The following is a 22,827-nucleotide window of genomic DNA, read 5'->3' as shown; positions in this document are numbered from 1 at the left end:
CTTCACGTGGCGATTTGCCAAGCCCCGCCTCCTTCCGCTAGCGTCGCTGTCCTCTCGTCTTCGCTCTAGCGCCGCTGCCGCTCCCGGTCTTCCAAAATCTCGCCGCGCATCATCGATCTGTCCTTAAGAGCGCACTTAAGGACGGCCCTTACGCCCGTGCGCATCCCAGGATATTCCACCGCGCACACCATCCGCCGATACAAGAGTCAGCATACGACGCTTACAATAGACCGGAGAGAAATCACCTTGGGCCGTGGCGGCGACTTTCGTACTGCTCAGCAAATAGTTTCTCGTCAGGTACGGGACGGTTGTGGACACAGAAACCACGATGTCGGTGTAGATGGTGACGACGTAAGCGACCACTACAATCATGACCATCCCAAGATCGCGAACGCCGTGCGAGAGCGCCAATCGAAATCATGCGGTCAATCAGATCAGAACTATCGCTTGTCTCGCGATATCCTAACGCAGGATATTGCTTTCTCCATTCCTGTCAGTGGCAGAATGCAAGTTCCGGATCATTGATATTTTTCAATCTCCGTCACGTAAAACACTCCATCTTTGATCTCTGCCGTAAATCTGACTTTATCACCTACGTTCAAGGTGGACAGCTTCCCCGGATCACGGGCGGTGAAGATCATTGTCATCCCCGGCATATCCAGTGAATCAATAGGACCATGACGCAACGTAACTTTGTTTTCGGCGAGATTGACACGCCGAACTTCTCCCTCCGTCTTGGAATTTGTCTGAGCGCGTCCTGCTAAACTTTTGAAGCCAACAAACAGCGCCATCGCGAGCGCAAGCCGCCTGGAGACCGATGGAAGCGTCTCATCAAGCATGATTTCTCTCCCGTTTTGGCCTTAAGGATTAACGCTGAATCGTCAGATTACCAACCATGCCCTGCTCGAAATGCCCCGGCTTCAGGCAGCCAAACTTAAAGTTAGCCGCGCGGCCGAATTGCCAGATCATCTCGCGGGTGCCGCCCGGCTCCACCGAAACGGCACCGTCTTCTTCATGTTCCATGGTAGGCATGTTCTGCATGACCTTCGCGTGCTCGACTAAATCCTTCTGCGTTCCGAGCATCATTTCGTGCGGCACTTGTCCGACATTTCGAACAATGAACCGAACAGTCTCATTTGCGCGAACAGTAATGGAATTCGGAACAAAGCGCATATTGTCGTTCATCTCGACTTGGATCGTTCGCGTGACTTTAGCGGGGTCCCCAGCCTTGCCCATCGGAGAAACCTTGTTGTTTCCATCAGAATGACCAGGGCTTGCGACGGATGGCGACATGAAGGATAGGGCAGCCAAAGTCGAAACCGAGATCGCGAGAGCGACTGCCGAAAGAGATGGAGCGTTTTTCATCTAATAGTTTCCTTTATCCGTTTCAGATGTTTATTTCGAAGTCTTTAGCCTCGCCACTCGTAGGCAACGGTGCCGGCCGGGTGCTTGAACCAACCCGGATCCTTGTAGTCATCGCGCGCGAGGCCTTCGCGTACCTTTACGACCGAGAACATCCCGCCCATTTCAATCGGTCCGAACGGTCCTCGACCGGTCATCATCGGCAGCGTGTTATCAGGAATCGGCATCTCCATTTCCTGCATGTCCGCCATCCCCCGCTCACCCATCACCATGTAGTCCGGAGCGACCTTGAGGACTTTGTGGATCACGTCGCGATGATCGACGCCGATCATTGTTGGAACGTCGTGCCCCATGGCGTTCATAGTGTGGTGCGACTTGTGGCAATGGATTGCCCAATCGCCAGGTTCGTCCGCAACGAACTCAATCGCGCGCATGGCGCCGACACCGATGTCCGCGCTGACCTCGGGCCAACGCGCCGAAGGTGGCACCCACCCTCCGTCAGTTCCGCTCACGACAAAATCGTATCCGTGCAGATGGATCGGGTGGTTTGTCATGGTCAAATTGCCGGCGCGGATGCGTACCCGATCGCCTTTCCGAACGACCAGAGGATCGATCCCTGGGAAAACGCGCGAATTCCAAGTCCAAAGATTGAAATCAAGCATCGTCGAATTCTTCGGCGTCTTAGATCCCGGCTCGATATCGAAAGCGTTAAGCAGGAAAACGAAATCGCGATCGACGGCGTATTGACTCGGATCTCGAGGGTGCACGACAAAAAAGCCCATCATGCCCATCGACATCTGAACCATCTCATCTGCGTGCGGGTGATACATGAACGTCCCGCTCTTCTTCATCGTGAACTCATAGACGTAAGTCTTCCCGACTGGGATATGCGGCTGAGTCAATCCACCAACGCCGTCCATACCGTTAGGCAACAAGATGCCATGCCAGTGAATCGTTGTATGTTCGGGAAGCTTGTTCGTTACGAAGATGCGAACTTTATCTCCTTCGACACATTCGATGGTCGGTCCGGGACTTTGTCCATTGTACCCCCAGAGGTTCGCAACCATTCCGGGCGCTAGTTCGCGAGTCACAGGCTCCGCTACGAGATGAAACTCCTTCCAGCCGTCCCGCATACGCCAAGGTAATGACCAGCCATTAAGCGTTACGACCGGATTGTAAGGACGGCCATCGCGCGGGCGAAGCGGACCCGCTCCTAACGCGTTGTCTCGAACTTGTGCCTCAGGGACGGATCCCATGCTTGTTTTGGCCACGATTCCAGCACCAAGAACACCGGCAGCGGATGCGCCAAAGAAGCCACGTCGCGAAAACATGTTTAACTCCTGGAAGCGTTTGAACGGTTGAAAGATGCGCGACGGATCAGTGCTGCGCGGGCGCCCCTGAAGGGCTTACCTCGGCGGCCGCGGCGGTACTCACGAAGCCTCCGACAAGCAATGCATTGATCGAATCTGCTGCCGAGATCCAATAATCTCGCAAGGCTTCCGCTGCCGCCATTTCCGCAGTCGTGCGGGCACGCGCCGCCGCCAGAAGATCGAACACACCAATCAGCATTCCGTTGTATCGCAACGTCGCGTCATCGAGCATCCGCACGTACAATGGAACAGCTTCGCGCGTTTGATACGCGGCTATGTCATAGGCCGTTCGCCTTCCCATCTCAGATTCACGCAGATCAGCTTCGGCTTGGACGACTGCGGATGACAACCGCGTAAGCGAACCCATCATATCAGCCGATCGGGATGAACCACTTTGAACGCTAAGGTCATAGATCGGTACGCGTACATCCTTTGTTATTTCACCCGACAGAGACATCACGCCGGGAAGGGAAACGAAACGCGCGGACGTCAGCAACGCGCCGTCGCCGAATCCTTCAATCTCGAGATCACGAACTTCGGCCGCGATATCAAATAGCTGCGCGCGAAGATCAAGTCGCTTGACCAGAACAGAAGAATCGGGATTTTCGCTCGCCGCTGGCTCGGACGGAAGCGGTGCGAGCACGCTCGGCAGCTTATAGACCGCCAACTCCCCGGAGAGCCCGAGCAACCGGGTCAGCCGCTCACGCGCCGCCACGGCAGCTTGACGCGTCTTGCCGGCTTGTACGCTGACCTCGCCCAACGCTGCCGCTTCCTTAAACTCGTTGATCCGAGGCCAGTTCCCGACTCGCGCCATTCGCCGACTGAGTTCAGCGGATGCTTCCGCAGCGGTTTTCAGATCCAGGGATAATTCAGCGTTTCGCTTCGCAGCCACCGCTGCGATATACGCCCGGCGCACATCGAGCGCGGCGCGCACAAAGTCGGCAGCGACGTCGAGACGCACTCCCTCGAACTTCAGTGCGTCAACTTGATTGCCCGCGCGCCGTACCGACCCCATTATTTCAGTTGCAATCTGAAGCTCCAGCGGGCCGGAACCATGCGAACGCGTCGCGGCCTCGGCAATGCGCGCCGGGTCGATGCGGTACTCCAAATACCTACGCTGCAATGCCGTGTTGGTAAGGAACATTAGGCGCACAGCCGTATCCGCATCGAGCTCACGTGAGAGAATGTTTCTCGTTGCTGCGGCTACGGACGGATCATCCGCGTAGGTCGCTATCCAACCCGATCTTGCCATTTGTGTGGCCACGGGCGCCGTCGAACCAGCGCCCGAAAGTGAAGTTGGCTGCGCAGCGCAACCGGCAAGAAGCAATACGCCAAAAGCGACGGACATAAGCTTCGGGAGATTCGGGGCGGTGACACCAATCAGGTTCATGAGATTCTCGTCATCATTCGTCTGTATGAATGGGAACTATCGACGGCCGCGCAGTTGTCCGACATGGCCACCCAATCTGGCAGCCTCGTCATTGGCGGTACGCCACTCGACTTCCGCCTCATCGCGAACAGGTGGAGGGGCAACGAACGCAGGATCGCGACTGATAGGCATCGGAGATACCACTAAAGGATGCACAACAACCGAAGGCGTAGAAGGAACTGAAGGCGCAGAAGGGCTTGATGTGGGCTGTTGAGCAACGGCGAGCGTCGAAAACGCCAAGAGCACTGATCCGATCGCGGTCGCGGAGAGATAATTTGCCTTCACCTTCACAAGTTCCTTCTGCCAGGAGACCAATCCGATAAATCGAGTAGAATGTCCTCCTCCTCCATTGCGCTAGGCTGTCTGATCCGTAACAATTTGTTTCGCCGTCGTATTAGGCGCGCTTGACCTTGCATGTTGACGAGGCAGACTACGGACCGATTTCAGGGAGATTTTTGAGATGTCGATCGGCGTCGCAACACCACACATTCTTATCGTCGATGACGACATCCAGCTTGGGCGCTTAGTCGCTAAATCGCTTCGAGCCGATAGCTATAGAGTGACGATCGCGCGCAATGGCGCCGAAATGTGGGAAGCGCTCCGTCATTCCCCCGTGGATCTGATCGTGCTCGACTTGATGCTGCCAGGACGAAGCGGGCTTGATCTGTGCAAAGAGATTCGTGCAACGCGATCCACACCAGTTGTGATGCTAACCGCGAAGGGCGATGAAGCGGACCGAGTTCTCGGCTTGGAGCTGGGCGCCGACGATTATCTTTCCAAACCCTTCGGCTCGCGCGAGTTGTTGGCGCGTATCAAGGCGGTTCTGCGGCGTACGGGATCCGATCGAACCGCAGCGCCAATGGGAATTATCGGAGGAACGATAGAGTTCGATGGTTGGCGGCTCAATACGCTGCGCCGAGAATTAGCCGATCCGACTGGCGTGTCCGTCGATCTCACCACTGGAGAGTATGACTTGTTGTTAACGTTTTTGGAAGCGCCGCGCCGCGTTCTGTCGCGCGACTACCTTCTTGATGCGGCGAGAAATCGTGAACCGCATTCATTCGATCGCGCCATCGACGTGCAGATCAGTCGGCTTCGGCGGAAGCTGCGATCGTCGGATTCAGAAGGCGGAGTTATCAAGACCATCCGGGGAGCGGGTTACATGTTGATGGCGGAGACCAGACGCGAATGATGCGGTGGTTTGATTCACTACAATCGCGCACGATGGTCACCCTCGTGTTGGCGGTCGGTATCGCACATCTCGCCAGTTTATGGGTTCATCAGTTCGCAATGGATCAGGAGTTGACACAAGCGAGCGATCTTGCACTTGCCGAACGACTGGTGGTCGCAAAGCGCGCGGTCGCGCGTGCCATTGAGTCTGACCGCGAGCGAATTGCCCATGATTTGTCCGGCGGGCCATTGGATATGCATTGGGGTCGCAGCTATTTGGCCGTGCCGGGCAGCGATCAAGATTTGGAAATTCGAAACTTAGAATCTCGGATAGTTGCATTTGCACCTGAGTTGGCTGAAGGAGGGCTTGTTTTCGGATCAGGAATTGATCCGCATTCCATGGTTCTTTCTATGCGCTTACCGGACCGGACATGGCTCAATGTCGGTATCTTTACCACTGCGCTAAAGCCAAGCTCGCAATCCGGTACACTACTTTCATCGACGCTAATGGTACTCGGCACAGTACTGGTCTCCCTTCTCCTCGTGCGTAAGATTACCCGGCCATTATCGATACTCGCCAGCGCAGCCGGCAAGCTTTACGCGGGTGGCGATGGGAAGCCTGTACCCGAAGTCGGCCCAAGGGAATTGCGCGAGCTATCGCGTGCATTTAACGACATGCAAAAGCGGATAAAAAAGCTCGTAGATACACGCACGCTTGCTCTTGCGGCGGTGTCTCATGACTTGAAGACGCCGATTACGCGTCTGCGATTGCGCTTGGAAGACCGCGGGAGCGGTGAAACAGAGCGCGCAATGGCCGCTGATCTTCAAGAAATGGATCAGATGATTGACCAAACATTGGCATTCATCAGGGGAAATGCCTCAATTGAACCTTTCAAGCGACTGGACCTAACGGCGCTTATAGAGTCGATCGTCAGCGAGGCTGCGGATCTAGGGGGTGCAGTGAGCCTCACCGCTCCCCCCCTGGCCGTCACCTGGGGGCGCCCGCTTCAATTAAAGCGCGCTTTCGCCAATCTTGTTTCCAATGCTCTACGGTATGGAAAAGTGGCGCGGGTAACTCTCGAAGAAAGCGCGCATAAGATCGTCGTTTTAATCGATGACGATGGCCCTGGAATTCCCGATGGACTGACGGAGAAGGTATTCTTACCGTTTTTCAGAATTGAGGATTCGCGTAATCTCGCGACTGGCGGCTTTGGTCTCGGGCTAACAATCGCTCACGATGCGATCGTGGAGCATGGCGGATCAATCAGGCTAATCAATCGTCTAGACAGTGGGCTTCAGGCTCGGATTGAGCTACCGGTTAAGCCGCGCGAATGAACATGAAACAAATCGTTACCGGCGCGAAACACGATGTTCGACGGAACCGTTCAGTATTTTTTGATGCTGAGCGATTCGGCGTGCGAGCCGTCGTAATATCGGGTGTAGTGTGCCGCCGTGAGCTTCGAACCATCAACCAAGCCGATCGCACTAACGATGGGCGAGCCTGCCGGAATCGGCGGGGAAGTCTCGTTGAAGGCTTGGCTGGCACTGCGAGAAACTGGTCCCGTCTTCGTCGCGTTCGACGCGCCGTCTCGCTTATCAACGCTAGCAGCTAGATTAGATCTCGATATACCGATACGGGAGATTTCGTCGATTTCGGACGCAGCAGATGTGTTCAAGGACGCACTCCCTGTTTCGCCCATCGCGCTTCCGGTGATCTCACAAGCGGGATTTCCCGATATCCGAAATGCGTCTGCGACCATCGCATCAATCGATACCGCCGTAACGGCAACGCGTGCGGGATTGACATCCGCGGTCGTCACGAACCCGATCCAAAAGAAGACTCTCTACCGCGCCGGGTTCGTTCATCCCGGTCATACCGAGTATCTCGCCACACTTGCCGGCGTTCCTCGCGTGGCGATGATGCTGGCGTGTCCTGAAGTCCGAACTATCCCGGTCACCATCCACCGATCCTTGACCAGTGCCATCGCAGCCTTGCGAACCGAAAAAATCGTCGAGATCGGAATTCTGGTCGCTGCAGAGTTAAGAACGCGGTTCGGCCTGCAGCACCCTCGCCTCGCGGTCGCCGGCTTGAATCCTCATGCTGGCGAGGGCGGCACTATGGGCGACGAGGAAGAAAAGATCATTCGCCCCGCTGTAGAACTTTTACGAAGCTCCGGGATCGCCGTAGAAGGACCTCTGCCGCCGGATACAATGTTCACCGCTCGGGCGCGAATGCGCTACGACGCGGCGATATGCATGTACCATGATCAAGCGCTCATTCCCGTCAAGACCCTCGATGTCGATGGCGGGGTTAATGTCACGTTGGGATTGCCGTTCATACGGACCTCGCCCGATCACGGAACTGCGCTCGATATAGCGGGCCGTGGCATCGCCGATTGCAGCAGTCTAATTGCGGCCCTGCGGCTGGCAAGCCAGCTCGCGCACGCATCAGAAAGGGAGTAACCGGTGAGCATATTGCGACTCGGGGTTAACATCGACCATGTCGCCACCGTCCGGAACGCGCGCGGCGGGCGGCATCCCGATCCCGTGGCGGCGGCGCATTTGGTAGCGGCGGCGGGTGCGGACGGCATCACTGCTCATCTACGCGAGGATCGGCGCCACATCCGTGACGACGACGTGCGTCGTTTGCTTACGGAGCTAAGCCTTCCGTTGAATCTCGAAATGGCCGTCACAGAGGAGATGCTGGGTATTGCACTGTCCGTCCGTCCCCATGCCTGTTGCCTTGTACCCGAGAAGCGGACGGAAGTGACGACGGAAGGCGGCCTCGCGGTGGCCGGACATGAATCGCGTTTGGCGCCCTTCGTCGCTAAGCTTTCGGCGGTCGGGATTCGCGTCTCGCTATTCGTCGATCCGGACCCGGCGCAAGTGGCGGCCGCTGCCGCCGTAGGCGCGCACGTCGTCGAGCTTCACACAGGAACCTACGCGCACACCGAGGGTGCCAAGCGGGACGCCGAACTCGTCAAGCTTCACGCGGCCGCGCTCGCCGCCGAACGAGTTAGCCTCGAATGCCATGCCGGCCATGGGCTAACCTACGAAAATGTCGGCCCGATCGCCGCCTTACCGGGCGTCAAAGAACTCAATATCGGCCACTTTCTCGTCGGCGAAGCGATTTTCGAGGGCTTGCAGACGGCGATCCGGCGGATGCGCGAAGCGATGGCGGCTAGCTTGAAATAGCCGTTTACGTGCCGTCCCGCTTCATTTGCGTTCCATCATGTCCTGCGTGATCGGACTTCCGGTCGCCGCCGGACCCGCCGTGGCCGTGAAAGAGATGCATCAAAGGGCACGCCAGCAAAATGGCGTAGGGCAAGAATCCGAGCGCATGCCCCCAATGCTCCTTCAGCAGCAGGAAAGCAACGATCGTGGCGAGCGACAGCGCCGCCAACGTAAGCGCGCGCATGGATATGCCATTCATGGCTGGAATCTCCGTAGACGGGACGCATTGGCGATGACGCTGACCGAAGACAACGCCATGGCCGCCGCGGCGATGATGGGCGAAAGCAGGATGCCGAACCACGGATAAAGGATGCCCGCCGCGATCGGGATGCCGGCTACGTTATAGGCGAATGCGAAAAACAGATTCTGGCGGATGTTCCGCATGGTCGCTTGCGACAGACGCCGCGCCCGGACGATGCCGACGAGATCGCCCTTGAGCAAGGTCACGCCCGCGCTCTCCATCGCCACGTCGGTGCCCGTGCCCATCGCGATCCCGACTTCGGCCGACGCCAGCGCGGGCGCGTCGTTCACCCCGTCGCCCGCCATCGCGACGACTCGGCCCGCCGCTCTGAGCCGTTCGACGATGACGCTTTTCTGCTCGGGCAACACCTCCGCCTCGACCTCTTCGATACCTAGCCGCGCGGCGACCGCCAATGCGGTCGTGCGGTTGTCGCCGGTAAGCATCACAATCCGAATGCCGTCGCGCCGCAAGCCCGCGAGCGCTTCAGGCGTGGTCGCTTTCACCGGGTCGGCGATCGCAAAGATGGCCCAGACGCGCCCGTCGACCCCAAGGAAGATCGCGGTGGCGCCATCGCGCCGGAGCGATTCAGCTTCGTCGGCCAGCGCATCGACGCCCACGCCACGTTCCGCGAAGAATTTCGCATTGCCTAGGACGACCGCACGGCCTTCGACCCGCCCCACCGCGCCCTTGCCCGTAGGCGAGTCGAATCCCTCGACCGGCGCCAGCGCGAGCTTCCGCGCTTCCGCCGCCAGGACGATCGCCGCAGCCAAGGGATGCTCGCTCGCCCGTTCGACGCTCGCCGCCAGCCGCAACGCTTCGGCTTCCGATATGCCGGGCGTCACCACGATCCCGGTCACGGCAGGTATGCCTTCGGTCAGCGTGCCGGTCTTGTCAATCACCAGCGTGTCGACGCGCTCCATGCGCTCGAGCGCCTCGGCGTTCTTGATCAAGACGCCGCTTTCGGCCCCCCGCCCGACCCCGACCATGATCGACATCGGCGTGGCCAGCCCCAGCGCGCAAGGGCAGGCGATGATCAGCACAGCCACGGCGGCGACGAGCGCCAGTGCGAAGCGCGGCTCGGGTCCGTAGACATACCAAGCCACGAAGGCGAGGATCGCCACGCCGATTACCGCCGGTACGAACCACGCCGACACCTGGTCGACCAGCCGCTGGATCGGCGCGCGGCTGCGCTGCGCCTGCGCGACCAGATGGACGATCCGGGCGAGCATCGTGTCCCGCCCCACTTTCCGCGCTTCGACGATCAGCGCGCCACTCCGGTTGACCGTGCCGCCGATCACGGCGGCGCCGGGCTCCTTGGTAACGGGCATGGATTCACCGGTGACCATCGATTCGTCGACCGAGCTGCGGCCGTCGAGAACCGTGCCGTCGACCGGAATTTTCTCGCCGGGACGCACGCGGAACCTGTCGCCGACACCGATCTCCTCGATCCGCATCTCGCTCTCGGTCCCGTCCGGCGCGATCTTCCGCGCCGTCTTGGGCGCAAGATCGAGCAACGCGCGGATAGCCCCGCTCGTCGTCTCTCGCGCCCGCAGTTCGAGGACCTGACCGAGCAGAACCAACACCGTGATGATGGCGGCCGCTTCGAAATAAACGGCGACAGCGCCTTCGGCGCTCCGCAACGCGTCCGGAAAGACTTCCGGCGCCAGCGCCGCCACGAGGCTGTAGAGAAGCGCGATCCCGATCCCCATCGCGATCAGGGTGAACATGTTCAGGCTGCGATTGACCACCGAGTCCCAGCCGCGCCTCAACAGCGGCCATCCGGTCCATAAGACGACCGGCGTGCCGAGAATCCCTTGCAGATAGTTGCCGTTCTGCTGCCCCAGGGCTTGGTGCAGGGCGGCGAAATGGCCGCCCATTTCGAGCGCGACGACGGGGATCGTCAACGCCGTTCCGACCCAGAACCGGCGCGTAAAGTCCGTGAGCTCCGGGCTCGGCGTATCGCCACCCTCGGGAACCAAGGGCTCAAGCGCCATGCCGCAGATCGGACACGATCCGGGCGCGTCGCGACGCACCTGGGGATGCATCGGGCAGGTGTAGACCGTGGCGTCGGTCGAAGGCGTGGCGGGCGGAGGCGGCCCACCCGCCGCGTAGCGTTTCGGATCGGCGTCGAATTTGGTCTTGCAAGCGGTCGAGCAGAAAAACCGCGGCCCCGTCGGCGTCTCCGAACGATGCTTGGCGGTCGCCGGGTCCACCCGCATGCCGCAAACGGGATCCTTTGCGCCAGTCGCGGGCGCGGTATGGCCTTCGTGCGCCTGATGGTCGTGCGTCTGCATCCGTGCTCCTTCCCCCCGCGCCGCCTAAACTGGCACGGCGCCGCGCATCCTCAGCCACGGGGAGTAGCTTCCATCCCGCCGCCAGACCACCACATAGTAGATTTCGGGCTCGCGCCCTTCGATTTCCATCCCGGGCGTGCCGATCGGCATCGCCGGCACGGCAAGCCCCGCCACATCTGGCGCGCGCTCGGCGAGCATCCGCCGGATGGCGTACGCCGGCACATGACCTTCGATCGCCAGCCCCTCGACGCGCGCCGCGTGGCAGGATAGCAAATCGAGCGGCGCGCCGAGCATCCGGCGGAAGGGCGACACCGACGGCACGACGCGGTCGGTCACGGCAAAGCCTTCATTGCGGATGTGCTCGACCCAGGCGCCGCAGCACCCGCAGCTACCTTCCCGCCACACCTCCATACGAGGCGCGGCCGCAAAAGCGGGCGCGGCGACGGCGCAGAGCGCCAGCCCGAGAACAGCGCGACGCGTCGGCGTACCGGCGGTCATCGCGCGTTGAGCCGCAGCCATTCGCGCATCTCCGCGATTTCACGCTCTTGTTCGCGGACGATGTCGCCGGCCCATTTGCGCGCCGTCTCGTTCTTGCCGTGCGCGAGGACCACGCGAGCCATATCGATGGCGCTGTGGTGATAGGAGATCATGCCACGCACTAAATCCACGTCAGCGTCGCCCGAGAAGGCTGTCGTCATGTCGCGGTACATGCGCTTTTTGACCTCCATGAAGGCGCGCGTCGATGGTGCCGGCGCGGCGCGATCAACCCGCCCGCCCATGTTCTCGCCCATCATATCGTGAGTCATCGGCATCATCTCGCGCATCATGCCGTCCATCTTGCCAACGTCGCGCTGCTGCGTGCCCGGTGCCGACGCCGCCAGCGACAGATTCCGGACGTGATCCTGGTGTTCATTGCGAAGGTTCTGCGCAAACGCCGAACTAGCACCGACAACCACCGCGACCGCAATCACGACACCGCGCAGAAGTTTTAACGTTTGCATGATGAATACCCCTCGAAAAACATCGCGCTCATTTTCATCCTCAAAGATGGAGACAAGACGTTGCCGAACCCTATCCGTTTCGTAACTGTGTATTTCAGTCAGGGCGCCAAAATGCCGCAGTTACCATAAATCTTTGCAGTGAACAAAAAATGAGATGGGAACCAATATAGTTTTTCTACAACCTTAGATAACATCCATCAAGTTGCTTCGTATCGAAATACTGAGGCCGATTCCGCTTGGAGCGATTATCCCGCGTAACACAATATTCGCATGTCTTCTTGATATGCCTTACACTGTTGAGCGAAACTGCATGCGCCTAACGTTTGGCGGGCAGCATTTGCTTTCCGAACTACTGCTCAGGCGTTCTGGGCTGGGTAGCCTGCGTCCGCAAGCGCCTTGGTGACATCCGAGAGATTCCCAACACCGTCGATCGTAACGCGCCGTCCCTCGATGTCGATGTCGATCTTCGATTGCGGCGCCACCCCCATGATCGCGCTGGTCACGCGCTTGGCGCAGCGCCGACAGTGCATCTTTTCGACCTTCAGCACCGTAGCCACAAGATTTCTCCTTGAGAGGTATAGGCCTCGCTCACGAGTATTTGAGCAAGGTGAACATGTTGCAAGTTACCAATGCTGGAAGGTCAACGGGTTTTGCAGCCGGCGCCGCCTATTTTACCGGAGCGCGGCACGTGGCCGCAGTCGGCCCGCATCGAGCGTTGCGCGCGCACGCCTTTCAGGTTCGCGAGGCTGCCGGGCCGGGCGGCGGCCTGTGCGGCCGCCTTCGGGTTGGCGAGATCGGAGAGGATCGGACAGTCCGGCCGATGGTCGCCGTGACAATTCTCCGCGAGGTGCCGGAGAGATTCCACCATCGCCGCGAGCTCGCGGATCTTGGCTTCCAGGGTGGCGATTTTTTCGGTCGCGATGCGCTTCACGTCCGCGCTGGCGCGGCTGCGGTCGTGCCACAGCGTGAGGAGGCTCGATATCTCCTCGATCGAGAAGCCGAGGTCCCGCGCCCTGCCGATGAAGCGCAGCGTATGGACGTCTTCGGGCGAATAGACCCGGTAGCCGGACTCCGTCCGAACGGGAGCCTTTATCAGGTCGATCGATTCGTAGTAGCGGATCATCTTGGCCGATACGCCGGCCGCCGCCGCGGCTTTGCCGATGTTCATCGCCTGTCTCCCTTGGCTCCCGTCTACGCCGTCGCGAAGCGCCGCAGCCGCAGCGCATTGGTAAGCACGAACACGCTCGACATCGCCATGGCGCCGGCGGCGAGCATGGGCGACAGCAACGTGCCGGTGAACGGGTAAAGGGCGCCCGCCGCGACGGGTATCAGCGCCACGTTGTAGGCGAACGCCCAGAACAGGTTCTGCTCGATGTTGCGCATCGTCGCGCGCGAGATCGCCAGCGCCGTCGCGACGATCGTGAGGTCGCCGGAGACGAGCACGACATCGGCGCTTTCGATCGCGACATCGGTACCCGTCCCGACCGCGATGCCGACATCAGCTTCGGCGAGTGCGGGCGCGTCGTTGATGCCGTCGCCGACGAAGGCGATGGCGCCGCCGGCCGAGCGGAGCTTTCGTATCTCGTCGAGCTTGCCTGCCGGCAGCACCTCGGCGATGACCGAGTCGATGCCGAGCTGCCCGGCGACGGCGTCGGCCGTGAGCCGGTTGTCGCCAGTGATCATCGCGGTCTTGAGGCCAACCTTGTGCATCGCGGCGATCGCGGCCGCCGTCGTCGGGCGGATCGGGTCGGCGACGGCGATCAGGGCCGCTGCCTTGCCGTCGATCGCCGCGTAGAGCGGCGTCTTGCCCTCTGCGGCAAGCGCCCTCGCTTGCGCCCCAAAGCCGGCGATATCGATCCCGAGCTTCGCCATGTGACGGTCGGCGCCGACCTCGACTCGCTTGCCGCCGACCTGCCCGCCAATTCCGTAACCGGGTACGGCCGCGAAGCCGACGGCGGCTTCCGGAACGATGCCTTCCGCCTTCGTCGCGGCGACGATCGCCGCCGCAACCGGGTGCTCGGACTGCGCCTCGACGGCAGCGACGAGCGATAGGACGTCCCGCCGCCCGAAGCCGGGTGCGAGGACCAGGTCGGTCAGCTCCGGCTTGCCCTTGGTCAACGTCCCGGTCTTGTCGAACGCGACGGTTTTGACATCGCGCAAGCCCTGTAGCGCGTCGCCGCGCCGGAACAGCACGCCCAGTTCGGCCGCCCGCCCCGTGCCGACCATGATCGAGGTCGGGGTCGCGAGCCCCATCGCGCAAGGGCAGGCGATGATGAGCACGGCGACCGCATTGACGAGACCGAAGGTCAACGCCGGCTCGGGGCCCCAGATCCACCAGACCGCGAAGGTCAACGCCGCTGCGGCGAACACGGCCGGCACGAACCACGCGGTGACCTTGTCGACGAGCGCCTGGATCGGCAGCTTGGCGCCTTGCGCGCTTTCGACCATCCGGATGATCTGGGCGAGCAGCGTGTCCGCCCCCACCCGGATCGCCTCGTAGACGAAGCTGCCGGTCGTGTTGATCGTGCCGCCGACGACGCCAGCCCCCTCGGCCTTGAGGACGGGAATCGGTTCGCCGCTGATCATCGACTCGTCGACATGGCTTTGGCCTTCGATGACGGTCCCATCGACGGGGACACGATCGCCGGGCCGAACCTGGATCCGGTCGCCCGGCCGGACCTGCTCGAGCGGGACCTTGACGAACGCATCGCCGCGCATGACCCGCGCGGTCTTAGCCTGCAGGCCGATCAAGCGCTTGATCGCCTGGCTGGTCCGGCCCCGGCTGATCGCTTCGAGCCAGCGCCCCAGCAAGATCAGCGTCACGATCACCGTCGCTGCCTCGTAGTAGAGATGCGCGGTCCCCGCCGGCAAAACGGCCGGTGCGAACGTCGACACCAGCGAATAGCCGTAGGCGCTGAGCGTGCCGACCGACACGAGCGAGTTCATGTCCGGCACGCCGCGCAGCAGCTTCGGCAGACCCGTGCGGTGGAACCGCAGCCCGGGCCCGAACATCACGAGCGTCGCGAGAACGAAGAAGACGTATTTGAGGTATTTGTGGCCGATGGTCAGTTCGACCCAGGAATGGACTTCCGGGATCGCGTGCCCGCCCATCTCGACCGCGAAAATCGGGAAGGTCAGCGCCGCCGCCCAGATCAACGAACGGCGTAGCCGGCCAACTTCCCCCGCCTTGGCGTCGGCGGGGTCTTCGTCGCGGGTCGTTTCCGCGACCGGCTTCGCTTCGTAGCCGGCTTTCTCGACAGCTGTCTCGACGGCACCGGCCGGCACGAGGCCCGCATAGGCCCTGACATGCGCCCGTTCGATCGCGAGGTTTACCGAGACATCCGCCACGCCGGGAACGGCCTTGATCGCCTTCTCGACATGGCTGACGCAGGATGCGCAGGTCATGCCCGAGATCGTGTACTCGGCTTCCACCGTCGGGATCGCATAACCGGCGCGTTCGACGACACCGGGCAAGTTCGTGACGGTCGCGCTGTCGGCAAACGCAAGGCTGGCCTTCTCGCTTGCGAGATTGACCGAGACCGACTTGACCCCCGGCATCGCGGTCAGCGCCTTTTCGACATGGCTGACGCAGGACGCACAGGTCATACCCTCGATCGGGACATCGAGGGTGAAGGCGGATTGGACGGGCTTCAGTGAAACGGCGGCGTTCATCGGAGTCTCCCTTGTTGGGAACGTCGATGCGGCCTTCCAAAGCGGGAAGGTCAAGCGGGTCAGTGGATGTGGCGAGCGCGGACGACGGCGTGTCCCCGGCCCCGCGCGATCAGCCAGCGGTTGACCGGGAACGCTGCGGCTGCAGCGAGAGCCAGCGCAACGGCCATATTGCCCCAAAACAGGGGCTCTGCGAGTCCGGCCTCCATGGCTCCTGGGATGAGGAGCATCGCCGCGTTATCGACGAACTCCATGAGCGAGATCGACACGAAATCGGCCGCAAAGGCGAGTTTGAGCGCCTCATTGACGGGGATCCCGGCACTCCGCAACGGCAACGCCGTCAACGCGAAGCCAGAGAGAAAGGCCAGCGACACCGCCAGTACGATCGTGGGCCAGACCGACCAACCAAGCGCGGTGCCGATCACGAGGCCCAAGACTTCGCCGATAGCACATCCGGTCAGGCAATGAAGCGTCGCCTGCCAGGCAATCCGATTCAGGTTAACTCGCGGCCGGGACATCTCCGGACGATGATGAGCATGGTGCGCATGGGCGGAAACAAACATCGGAAGCCTCATCGAGCGGCGGTTCAATCGTGCCGCCACGCTCGGTCTTCCCATCGTTGGAAGGTCAAGCTTCCGTCCCATGCCTCAGCGTCATGACTGCTCGACCGACAACGCCTTCCCATAAGGCAAGGTTGGCTTCTTGCCGAGCCTGATCGCGCTTACGACCTTAGGTATTTCCAGAGCGCGGCTGCCCCAAGCACCAAATTGATGGCGACGAGGACGCCGAAGACGCCCATGACGATCATGCCCCCCGGCATCATCATTTCATGTTCCATCATGTTCCCCTCCTCTGCACACACCCGCAGAACACGGGTGCCCATAGTTCGACCTTAGGCAGCTCACGTATCAGGATGATTTCACGATGTAACGGATTGTTTCATGCTAGAGCTGGGAGAGGACTATGTTTTAGACCATTTCCGGTCGTCTAAGCTGCGACGACTTTGGCGCACACAGAGATAACGATTACAATGGAAAGCATGGCGTTCAAAAACGCCCAATATTAACTGAACGCAAGCCTCTGATCCTGTACCGAGACCGCAGGAGTTTCACGCCTCCTTCAATGGATTCAAATTCTATTGAGCACGCCAGTTCCGGCAGCTTGGGCTAACCACCTCATCAGCCCAAAATGCTCACCTCGCTTTAGATGCGGTTGAACCGGCAAGATCAGACTGATCTAGGTCCTGAGGCCAGTTTAGTTGTGGGCATGTACAAATTCGCCCTTCGCCATCGCCAAATGGTGCGGCTGGTGATGCGCGCCACTGACCATCAAACCAATAAAGCCGAGCCCCCGAATTCGGGTCGCCTGCGCGGGATTGGCAGCGGTCACGGTGAGGCGTACTCCGTCAGGCAGCGCTTCGGCGTTCGCGGACCAACCATTCATCTTGTTTAGTTCGTTCGCATGGGCGGGCACCATTCGTTGGATAGCGCCAACCGTACGGCCGGTCCCGGTAATCGTCGCCTCAATCCCGCCTTTGACCGGCGATTCCGTTGCGACCGCCTTCAGTATCACGTCGTTCATATCGATCAGGTGTTGGCGCAACGCCTCCAGATCGACCTTTGACCAATCCGTCTCAGGGTCTGCCTCAAGTAGTCCCACGATCTCTTGGATGGCGCCGAAGGCATTCTGTCCTGGCATCGCTGGCGCTTGAGTGGAGGAGAAACCGTGCCGCGAATGATCTTGCATTTCGTGCCGCATGCCGCTGCGCATGTTCTGCGCCAATGGATGCGGAATATTGTTGCGCGCGCCAGCTTCCATCTGGGCCGTCATCATGCTCGGCATATGTGCGCGGGCGGCATAAAGAGCGAATACCGCGAGAGGCACTGCCAACATAATGGCGGCGATTACGAGCTTTCTCATTTTAGAAACTCCATTCGGATACATAGGACAGACTCTTGCCAGATCGACGCGGGGCACGACATGATAGTGATCATGTCTGGTGCACTTATCGAACTTCTGAGCTTCCTGCCGTCACGTGCGCACGCGTTCGCGGCTGGCAACTACTTATTTCGGCAGAGTGATTCCGTGCGCACGCTCCATCAGATCGTGGAAGGGGAGGCGCATCTCATCCGCCTTCAGGCCAATGGGGGACGGCTTGTGCTTCAGCGCGCGCGAGCCGGGTCGGTACTCGCGGAGGCTTCTCTATTCTCCGAGCACTACCACTGCGACGCCGTCGCGGTCAGACCGACCCGAACGCAGTCTATCGACAAAGCTGACATGCGTAGCGCCCTCAACGATCGCCCAGGATTCGCAACGGAGTGGGCCGCCTATCTGGCGCATGAAGTTCAAGCGGCGCGTCTACGCGCCGAAATTCTTTCGCTAAAGACGGTTGCCGAGCGCCTCGACGCCTGGATTGCGGCAAATGACGGCGGGCAGCCGGCCAAAGGTGATTGGAAGACGGTCGCAGCCGAAATCGGAACGAGTGCGGAAGCGCTCTATCGAGAGATTGCCAAGCGGCGGGAGCATTAACGCTCCTGGAACAGAGCGACTAGTTTGCGTAAAAACTTTTCCACGCTCATTGACACCGATGACGAGGCGGTAGCCCGTATGCATTCCCCAACGTAAGCCGATCACTTAGTTCTATGAGCGTAGACGCCGAACAGCGCAAGCTGGCTCCCCTTGGCCTGAGCCCATGAACTCATCCGTTTGGAACTAGAGTCCGTTCGTCATTGCTCTGAGATGATGGCGATCATTGTTTGCCAAGATCGCTATCGGATGTCGGGACAAGCTAAACCGCGGTCGATCAAGCGAAAGTTCATTGAATACCGCATAAACCGCAATCTCAAAGGCACCGAAGCCTCGATTTGAAGCGGCGTCAATCCGTCCCGATCATTCTGACGTCGGACGTCGAAATCCTATAGAGAGATGCTCGGGGCCTGGGAGGATCGCGTGCCGGGAATCGGTAAGTTCGACAATCCGTGATACGTCGAGACCAGCGACCACTTGATCGCGTCGCTGGTGTTTCGACCCGCTGCATGCAATGCCTCGCAGTGAAAAAACAGGACGTCGCCTGGGTCGAGACTGATGCGGACCGCGCGATCGAGAAGCTGTCGGTTTTCGGGGTGTTCCAAGCGCAAGAACTTCTTGGCGTCGAATCGGTCTTCAGCGATTTCGAGAAGGTGCGAACCGGGTACGATCCGCAAGGAGCCGTTTTCGGGGGTTTCCGTGCCGAGGGCGAGCCAAGCGGATACGAGGGCCGGTTGCGCAAACGACCAATATCGACTGTCCCGATGCCAGTCAGTCCGACTTCCATGCTGCGGATGCTTGGTCATTATACAATTGTGGTGTACGCGCGACATCGCTACCGGCTCGCCAATCAATGGCTCGATATGCGCCGCCATTTTCGGGCCGCACATCCATGCGGAGAAAATCGGACTGCGATCGACCGCGTTCAATAAGCGTCGAATCGTGATCCCGCCTGGAGCGGCAATAGACGACGGCGCGCCTGGATATCCGAGATCCGCTTCGAGCTCCATCGGCGGCGCTCTCAGATTGTGCTCTTGGAACGCAGCTTGCCTAATCGCTTGGACTTCAAAAATCGGACAAAGCGACCGAACAACGACATATCCATCATTCCGAAACCGCTCGATATCATCTCGATCCATCGGCATGGCCTATGCAGATTTGAAGTGCCCCATCATGCCTGAGCCATCGTGTTCGAGGACATGACAGTGGAACATGAATGGCGTGTCCTTCGTGATAAGTTGATCGAAATGGGCCAGAAGCTCAACCATCCCATCCACGAGAACCGCGACTTCATCGTCGGATTTTTTTGCACTGGCCCAATCATCGAAGCCTCCTATGGCTTCGTTATCTCGAGGACGTAGAAGACGACTTTGGTGCTCGAGGTGACGTGATTCACCATCTCGCCGACCTTGATACCCTTACGCATTGTCGGTTTCATTGACGCGAGTACCATTGTCATAGTCGGCATGTCCAGATTCGGCAACGGACCGTGGCGCAGCGTAACTTTGCCCTCCGCTTCGCTGGTCTGCCAGACTTCGCCCTCCACCCGATCGATCTTCTGCGCAAGTGCTAGACCGGACAGTCCGGCGCTAAACACGAGGATTGCCGCCATACCACCAAGAACTCGGCGCATGGATTCTTCTTCGTATGTATTGGATAGGCTACGTCAGCGGCGAACGGAGATAGAGCCGAGCATCCGGACCTCTACATGCCCGGGCATCAGTCTACTGATCATGAAGTTTCCCACCCGGATGAACTGCCAGACCAATTCGCCGGTCTTGCTGGGCGGGACGGTAACGGCGCTATCGGCGTCATCCTCCATGCCAGGGTGCTGCGGCGTGACCTTCGCGTGGTCCATTGCTTTTTTCGTCAGGAGCATTATCTCGTCTTCGTGTTCGCCGACATTTTTGACGACGAAGCGGATCGTCTCGCCCGGCTTCACTGTCATCCAGTCGGGGAGGAAGCGCATCTGGTCATTCATCACGACTTCAAGCGTCCGCGAGACCTTGGTCGGATCGCCCCGCCTAGCCGATGGCCGAATGCGAAATTCTCCCGCCATGGCTCCGCGCGGCAAGGGCGATGGATGCCAAAGCGCCGACGGAAAACGCAAAAATCCCACTTAGAATGTGTTTCATGCCAATCTCCCTCGAAACAAGCGGGAGGAATCAGCTCTTCCATTCATAGGCGACGGTGCTGGGCGGATGCTTGTACCCACTCGGATACTTGTATTCGTTGCGCACGAGTCCCTCACGGACCCTCACAACCGAGAACATCATCCCGACCATCTCGAGCGGCCCGAACGATTGTCTCGGCCGGCCACCATGAGGAGCGCGCTTCTCGAGATGAGCATTTCCTTCTCCTGCATATCGGCCATGCCGCGCTCACCAATGACCATGTAGTCGGGCGTCACGTTCGTGATCTTGTGGACCATATCGCGATGATCGACGCCGATCATCGTCGGAACGTAGTGACCCATGAAGTTCGTCGTATGGTGCGACTTGTGGCAATGGATCGCCCAATCGCTAGGCTCGCTCACGGTTAACTTGATCGCCCGCATGGCAGCAACGGGAATATCGGCGCCCACCTCGGGCCAACGTGCCGTCGGGAGCCCTTGGCAACCGTCCGGTCCGGTCACGACGAAGTCGAAGCCGTGGAGATGGATCGTTTGGTTAGTCATCTTTAGGCCGCCGGTCGGGATTCCCGCGCGGTCGCCGTTGCGAACGACCAGCGGATCGATCACCAAGAATACGCGACTGTTCCGGCCTCACAGGTTGAAGTCGAGCATCGTCGAGTTCTTCGGTCTTTTGCTGCAGGGCTCGATATCGAACGCGTTGAGCAAAAAGACGAAGTCCCGATCGACGGCATGCAGACGCGTATCGTGAGAACCAACGAAGAAGAAGCCCATCATTCCTGCCGACATTTGCGCGGTATCGATATCTTCGTCGTGCGTCAACACCGCCCAGCCGGTCTCCTCAGCTTCAAGGGCGATTCCGTGGCGCCGCTTTCGGACGATACCCCCGCCGTGATTGGCAATAGCCTATGTCAGCACACGGGCGCGCCAGAGTTGGACCGAAGCGACCTCGCGCAAATCTACCGATATCTCCATCGCGCAAACCGTGAACCACTGTAGGATCACCTCGGCGTCAATCGAGTCCGGAATCCTTCGGACGATGAATCGCAGCAGATCTCGCCGATCCTCAATCAATACGCGCTGGACCGTTTCCGCCCTCGGGTGCAAACGCTCAGGTGCCGACGTGACCGGAGTCACCCAGGCCCCAACATTGGGCCGAGAAATGTCCGCCAGTGTATCGACCGAATTGCGTGTTCTCCTCCACATCATCAACTGGCCCGACTTTCCGCCAATCCGAACGATGGCTAATCACGCCTTTCTCCAAACCTTGAACTTAAGGTATGAGAAATTCAAAAATTTATAGTTTTTAATATTTTAATACTATATATATTGCGTACACAACGCAATTCGTCCGCAACGAGAATTCTATTTTTACAAGTATTTCCATCTAATTGCCGTTAGGTTGCAGTATTTTTAAATATAATATTATTTTCCCTGAATCATTTATCTCTCATGAATTGAAGTAAATTGTTACGGCGACGACATGATGGGAATACCAGCGTGCCGTAGAGTAGCACCCTTCCCTAGACACGGTCAGCTTATGCTCCGAATCCTTTCTAGCTCTATCTTCGCCGTGACGACTCTATACTTCGTTTTAAGCGTCTTCGCGCCCGAACAAGCACCCGCGCATTCCCCCGGCCATTCGATGCCGCAGGCAGAGATATCCGGACCGGCGTTGGGCTGGGAAATCACGCTGGGCGATGCCGCGATGCTCGCGTCCAAGTCCGCAGGCTCCCGAAACTATAGCGTGAAACCATTGTCCGTGGCCGCGATCCGCTACGCCGATTGGTTCCGCGCATCCTACATGTCGGTCCCCCTTATCGATGCTCTGGCGCTCGTCGGGGTCGCGCAAACGCCGTTTGGCTGGTTTTCGGCCAAACCGCCGGTTCGATACATGCGCGGGCGCTCTTTCAGCGACGACCTGAAGCTGCACGGCTTTCGAACCTTGGACGGCGTGATCAAAGCGGGCGGATTTGTCGGGCTGGCGCGCAGCCCTAGGGAAATCGAACAGGTGACGGTTCGGGCTGTGAACGACGGATCGCGCAAAGCGCTCTTCGTCGACGCCGCAGTCGACTATCGTTTCCACGCCATCGAGATGATGCCCGGTCGCATCGGCATCAAACTCAGCTCGGCGTCCTAATTACATATTTCTTAAAAGTTAGGGATTGATTCCACCATGAGCCACGTAGCCAACCTTCCCGTCGATGCAGAGAGATCCGATGTCAAGAATGTAGACATCAATTTGACATTCCAGCGCGCGTTGGGGCGCGGCTTTAGTCTCAACATGCTTGCCTATTTCAGCCGCTTCATGGTCTACGTCGCCGATTCCCCTCTTGTGTCTGAACGTGGCGCACGCGACCAGTTTATTGGCACTGTCGGCCGCTTGTTCAGGTTTTAGCG

Annotated in this window: 26 protein-coding genes; 7 read left to right on the top strand and 19 right to left on the bottom strand. The window is 59.5% G+C overall.

Annotation, left to right across the window (positions count from 1 at the left end; translation table 11 throughout):
- Window positions 1–518: 518 nt before the first annotated feature.
- Genes J0H39_19540 through J0H39_19525 form a run of 4 tightly spaced genes read right to left on the bottom strand, consistent with a single transcriptional unit; the run spans window position 519 to window position 4,122 of the window.
- Entirely contained in the window at window positions 519–839 is a 321-nt protein-coding gene (locus J0H39_19540) for a copper-binding protein (GenBank protein MBN9498952.1), read from the bottom strand.
- A 28-nt stretch (window positions 840–867) separates the two neighbouring features.
- Entirely contained in the window at window positions 868–1,365 is a 498-nt protein-coding gene (locus J0H39_19535; protein MBN9498951.1) for a cupredoxin family protein, read from the bottom strand.
- Window positions 1,366–1,409: 44 nt separating this feature from the next.
- The gene (locus tag J0H39_19530) at window positions 1,410–2,693 is read right to left on the bottom strand and encodes a copper oxidase (GenBank protein MBN9498950.1); all 1,284 of its coding nucleotides are present in this window, start codon (window positions 2,691–2,693) and stop codon (window positions 1,410–1,412) included.
- 46 nt (window positions 2,694–2,739) lie between these two features.
- Complete coding sequence (locus tag J0H39_19525) at window positions 2,740–4,122, bottom strand: TolC family protein (GenBank protein MBN9498949.1); 1,383 nt, start codon at window positions 4,120–4,122, stop codon at window positions 2,740–2,742.
- A 499-nt stretch (window positions 4,123–4,621) separates the two neighbouring features.
- On the opposite strand from J0H39_19525, the gene J0H39_19520 reads away from it, so the two are divergent.
- From J0H39_19520 to J0H39_19505, 4 genes are all read left to right on the top strand, one after another.
- Complete coding sequence (locus J0H39_19520; GenBank protein MBN9498948.1) at window positions 4,622–5,353, top strand: response regulator transcription factor; 732 nt, start codon at window positions 4,622–4,624, stop codon at window positions 5,351–5,353.
- Window positions 5,350–6,666 (top strand): HAMP domain-containing protein, encoded by a 1,317-nt coding sequence (locus J0H39_19515; protein ID MBN9498947.1) that lies wholly within the window; start codon window positions 5,350–5,352, stop codon window positions 6,664–6,666. Before J0H39_19520 ends, J0H39_19515 begins: the two co-directional genes overlap by 4 nt.
- Window positions 6,667–6,822: 156 nt before the next feature.
- Window positions 6,823–7,794, top strand: a complete 972-nt coding sequence (pdxA, locus tag J0H39_19510) for a 4-hydroxythreonine-4-phosphate dehydrogenase PdxA (GenBank protein ID MBN9498946.1) — start codon at window positions 6,823–6,825, stop codon at window positions 7,792–7,794.
- 3 nt (window positions 7,795–7,797) lie between these two features.
- The gene (locus J0H39_19505) at window positions 7,798–8,526 is read left to right on the top strand and encodes a pyridoxine 5'-phosphate synthase (GenBank protein MBN9498945.1); all 729 of its coding nucleotides are present in this window, start codon (window positions 7,798–7,800) and stop codon (window positions 8,524–8,526) included.
- 4 nt (window positions 8,527–8,530) lie between these two features.
- On the opposite strand, the gene J0H39_19500 is transcribed toward J0H39_19505, so the two are convergent.
- The 9 genes from J0H39_19500 to J0H39_19460 form a co-directional block, all read right to left on the bottom strand.
- The gene (locus tag J0H39_19500; protein ID MBN9498944.1) at window positions 8,531–8,749 is read right to left on the bottom strand and encodes a DUF2933 domain-containing protein; all 219 of its coding nucleotides are present in this window, start codon (window positions 8,747–8,749) and stop codon (window positions 8,531–8,533) included.
- An 11-nt stretch (window positions 8,750–8,760) separates the two neighbouring features.
- The gene (locus tag J0H39_19495; protein ID MBN9498943.1) at window positions 8,761–11,100 is read right to left on the bottom strand and encodes a heavy metal translocating P-type ATPase; all 2,340 of its coding nucleotides are present in this window, start codon (window positions 11,098–11,100) and stop codon (window positions 8,761–8,763) included.
- A gap of 24 nt (window positions 11,101–11,124) precedes the next feature.
- Window positions 11,125–11,598, bottom strand: coding sequence for a DUF411 domain-containing protein (locus J0H39_19490; GenBank protein ID MBN9498942.1), 474 nt, complete (start codon window positions 11,596–11,598; stop codon window positions 11,125–11,127).
- A complete protein-coding gene (locus tag J0H39_19485) occupies window positions 11,595–12,101 on the bottom strand; it encodes a DUF305 domain-containing protein (GenBank protein MBN9498941.1) in 507 nt (168 codons plus the stop codon). Before J0H39_19485 ends, J0H39_19490 begins: the two co-directional genes overlap by 4 nt.
- A 356-nt stretch (window positions 12,102–12,457) precedes the next feature.
- Window positions 12,458–12,658, bottom strand: coding sequence for a heavy-metal-associated domain-containing protein (locus J0H39_19480; GenBank protein ID MBN9498940.1), 201 nt, complete (start codon window positions 12,656–12,658; stop codon window positions 12,458–12,460).
- 83 nt (window positions 12,659–12,741) lie between these two features.
- Window positions 12,742–13,269 (bottom strand): Cu(I)-responsive transcriptional regulator, encoded by a 528-nt coding sequence (gene cueR, locus J0H39_19475; GenBank protein MBN9498939.1) that lies wholly within the window; start codon window positions 13,267–13,269, stop codon window positions 12,742–12,744.
- A 23-nt stretch (window positions 13,270–13,292) separates the two neighbouring features.
- Window positions 13,293–15,773, bottom strand: coding sequence for a copper-translocating P-type ATPase (locus J0H39_19470; protein ID MBN9498938.1), 2,481 nt, complete (start codon window positions 15,771–15,773; stop codon window positions 13,293–13,295).
- Between the two features lie 59 nt (window positions 15,774–15,832).
- Window positions 15,833–16,333 (bottom strand): DUF4396 domain-containing protein, encoded by a 501-nt coding sequence (locus tag J0H39_19465; GenBank protein ID MBN9498937.1) that lies wholly within the window; start codon window positions 16,331–16,333, stop codon window positions 15,833–15,835.
- 691 nt (window positions 16,334–17,024) lie between these two features.
- Complete coding sequence (locus tag J0H39_19460; GenBank protein MBN9498936.1) at window positions 17,025–17,690, bottom strand: hypothetical protein; 666 nt, start codon at window positions 17,688–17,690, stop codon at window positions 17,025–17,027.
- Here J0H39_19460 and J0H39_19455 point away from each other — a divergent pair.
- On the top strand, window positions 17,613–18,299 hold the full coding sequence (locus J0H39_19455) for a Crp/Fnr family transcriptional regulator (protein MBN9498935.1): 687 nt from the start codon (window positions 17,613–17,615) through the stop codon (window positions 18,297–18,299). The two genes, J0H39_19460 and J0H39_19455, sit on opposite strands and share 78 nt — an antisense overlap.
- A 386-nt stretch (window positions 18,300–18,685) precedes the next feature.
- Here the strand turns inward: J0H39_19455 and J0H39_19450 are convergent, their stop codons facing one another.
- The 6 genes from J0H39_19450 to J0H39_19425 form a co-directional block, all read right to left on the bottom strand.
- Window positions 18,686–19,441, bottom strand: a complete 756-nt coding sequence (locus tag J0H39_19450; GenBank protein MBN9498934.1) for a phytanoyl-CoA dioxygenase family protein — start codon at window positions 19,439–19,441, stop codon at window positions 18,686–18,688.
- 3 nt (window positions 19,442–19,444) lie between these two features.
- Window positions 19,445–19,564 carry a multicopper oxidase domain-containing protein gene (locus J0H39_19445; protein ID MBN9498933.1) on the bottom strand — a complete coding sequence of 40 codons (120 nt, stop codon included), beginning with the start codon at window positions 19,562–19,564 and terminating at the stop codon, window positions 19,445–19,447.
- 65 nt (window positions 19,565–19,629) lie between these two features.
- Complete coding sequence (locus tag J0H39_19440; GenBank protein MBN9498932.1) at window positions 19,630–19,929, bottom strand: copper-binding protein; 300 nt, start codon at window positions 19,927–19,929, stop codon at window positions 19,630–19,632.
- Window positions 19,930–19,962: 33 nt separating this feature from the next.
- On the bottom strand, window positions 19,963–20,277 hold the full coding sequence (locus J0H39_19435; protein MBN9498931.1) for a hypothetical protein: 315 nt from the start codon (window positions 20,275–20,277) through the stop codon (window positions 19,963–19,965).
- A 291-nt stretch (window positions 20,278–20,568) separates the two neighbouring features.
- Window positions 20,569–21,036 carry a multicopper oxidase domain-containing protein gene (locus J0H39_19430; GenBank protein ID MBN9498930.1) on the bottom strand — a complete coding sequence of 156 codons (468 nt, stop codon included), beginning with the start codon at window positions 21,034–21,036 and terminating at the stop codon, window positions 20,569–20,571.
- A gap of 24 nt (window positions 21,037–21,060) precedes the next feature.
- Window positions 21,061–21,252, bottom strand: a complete 192-nt coding sequence (locus tag J0H39_19425; GenBank protein MBN9498929.1) for a hypothetical protein — start codon at window positions 21,250–21,252, stop codon at window positions 21,061–21,063.
- Window positions 21,253–22,102: 850 nt separating this feature from the next.
- On the opposite strand from J0H39_19425, the gene J0H39_19420 reads away from it, so the two are divergent.
- Complete coding sequence (locus J0H39_19420) at window positions 22,103–22,567, top strand: hypothetical protein (protein MBN9498928.1); 465 nt, start codon at window positions 22,103–22,105, stop codon at window positions 22,565–22,567.
- 36 nt (window positions 22,568–22,603) lie between these two features.
- Window positions 22,604–22,825 (top strand): hypothetical protein, encoded by a 222-nt coding sequence (locus tag J0H39_19415; protein ID MBN9498927.1) that lies wholly within the window; start codon window positions 22,604–22,606, stop codon window positions 22,823–22,825.
- The last annotated feature ends 2 nt before the right edge of the window (window positions 22,826–22,827 follow it).

This window comes from Alphaproteobacteria bacterium, from assembly GCA_017308135.1.
Lineage (GTDB): Bacteria > Pseudomonadota > Alphaproteobacteria > CACIAM-22H2 > CACIAM-22H2 > Tagaea.
Note: the sequence above shows the minus strand (reverse complement) of the source record. Positions and strands in the feature narration are given on the sequence as shown.

What these genes read in the sequence shown, in the direction of transcription:
- J0H39_19540 (MBN9498952.1), bottom strand. Translation starts at nt 839, where the DNA reads ATGCTTGATGAGACGCTTCCATCGGTCTCCAGGCGGCTTGCGCTCGCG.
- J0H39_19535 (MBN9498951.1), bottom strand. Translation starts at nt 1,365, where the DNA reads ATGAAAAACGCTCCATCTCTTTCGGCAGTCGCTCTCGCGATCTCGGTT.
- J0H39_19530 (MBN9498950.1), bottom strand. Translation starts at nt 2,693, where the DNA reads ATGTTTTCGCGACGTGGCTTCTTTGGCGCATCCGCTGCCGGTGTTCTT.
- J0H39_19525 (MBN9498949.1), bottom strand. Translation starts at nt 4,122, where the DNA reads ATGAACCTGATTGGTGTCACCGCCCCGAATCTCCCGAAGCTTATGTCC.
- J0H39_19520 (MBN9498948.1), top strand. Translation starts at nt 4,622, where the DNA reads ATGTCGATCGGCGTCGCAACACCACACATTCTTATCGTCGATGACGAC.
- J0H39_19515 (MBN9498947.1), top strand. Translation starts at nt 5,350, where the DNA reads ATGATGCGGTGGTTTGATTCACTACAATCGCGCACGATGGTCACCCTC.
- pdxA (MBN9498946.1), top strand. Translation starts at nt 6,823, where the DNA reads ATGGGCGAGCCTGCCGGAATCGGCGGGGAAGTCTCGTTGAAGGCTTGG.
- J0H39_19500 (MBN9498944.1), bottom strand. Translation starts at nt 8,749, where the DNA reads ATGCGCGCGCTTACGTTGGCGGCGCTGTCGCTCGCCACGATCGTTGCT.
- J0H39_19495 (MBN9498943.1), bottom strand. Translation starts at nt 11,100, where the DNA reads ATGCAGACGCACGACCATCAGGCGCACGAAGGCCATACCGCGCCCGCG.
- J0H39_19490 (MBN9498942.1), bottom strand. Translation starts at nt 11,598, where the DNA reads ATGACCGCCGGTACGCCGACGCGTCGCGCTGTTCTCGGGCTGGCGCTC.
- J0H39_19485 (MBN9498941.1), bottom strand. Translation starts at nt 12,101, where the DNA reads ATGCAAACGTTAAAACTTCTGCGCGGTGTCGTGATTGCGGTCGCGGTG.
- cueR (MBN9498939.1), bottom strand. Translation starts at nt 13,269, where the DNA reads ATGAACATCGGCAAAGCCGCGGCGGCGGCCGGCGTATCGGCCAAGATG.
- J0H39_19470 (MBN9498938.1), bottom strand. Translation starts at nt 15,773, where the DNA reads ATGAACGCCGCCGTTTCACTGAAGCCCGTCCAATCCGCCTTCACCCTC.
- J0H39_19465 (MBN9498937.1), bottom strand. Translation starts at nt 16,333, where the DNA reads ATGTTTGTTTCCGCCCATGCGCACCATGCTCATCATCGTCCGGAGATG.
- J0H39_19455 (MBN9498935.1), top strand. Translation starts at nt 17,613, where the DNA reads ATGTGCGCGGGCGGCATAAAGAGCGAATACCGCGAGAGGCACTGCCAA.
- J0H39_19460 (MBN9498936.1), bottom strand. Translation starts at nt 17,690, where the DNA reads ATGAGAAAGCTCGTAATCGCCGCCATTATGTTGGCAGTGCCTCTCGCG.
- J0H39_19450 (MBN9498934.1), bottom strand. Translation starts at nt 19,441, where the DNA reads ATGCCGATGGATCGAGATGATATCGAGCGGTTTCGGAATGATGGATAT.
- J0H39_19445 (MBN9498933.1), bottom strand. Translation starts at nt 19,564, where the DNA reads ATGGTTGAGCTTCTGGCCCATTTCGATCAACTTATCACGAAGGACACG.
- J0H39_19440 (MBN9498932.1), bottom strand. Translation starts at nt 19,929, where the DNA reads ATGCGCCGAGTTCTTGGTGGTATGGCGGCAATCCTCGTGTTTAGCGCC.
- J0H39_19435 (MBN9498931.1), bottom strand. Translation starts at nt 20,277, where the DNA reads ATGAATGACCAGATGCGCTTCCTCCCCGACTGGATGACAGTGAAGCCG.
- J0H39_19415 (MBN9498927.1), top strand. Translation starts at nt 22,604, where the DNA reads ATGAGCCACGTAGCCAACCTTCCCGTCGATGCAGAGAGATCCGATGTC.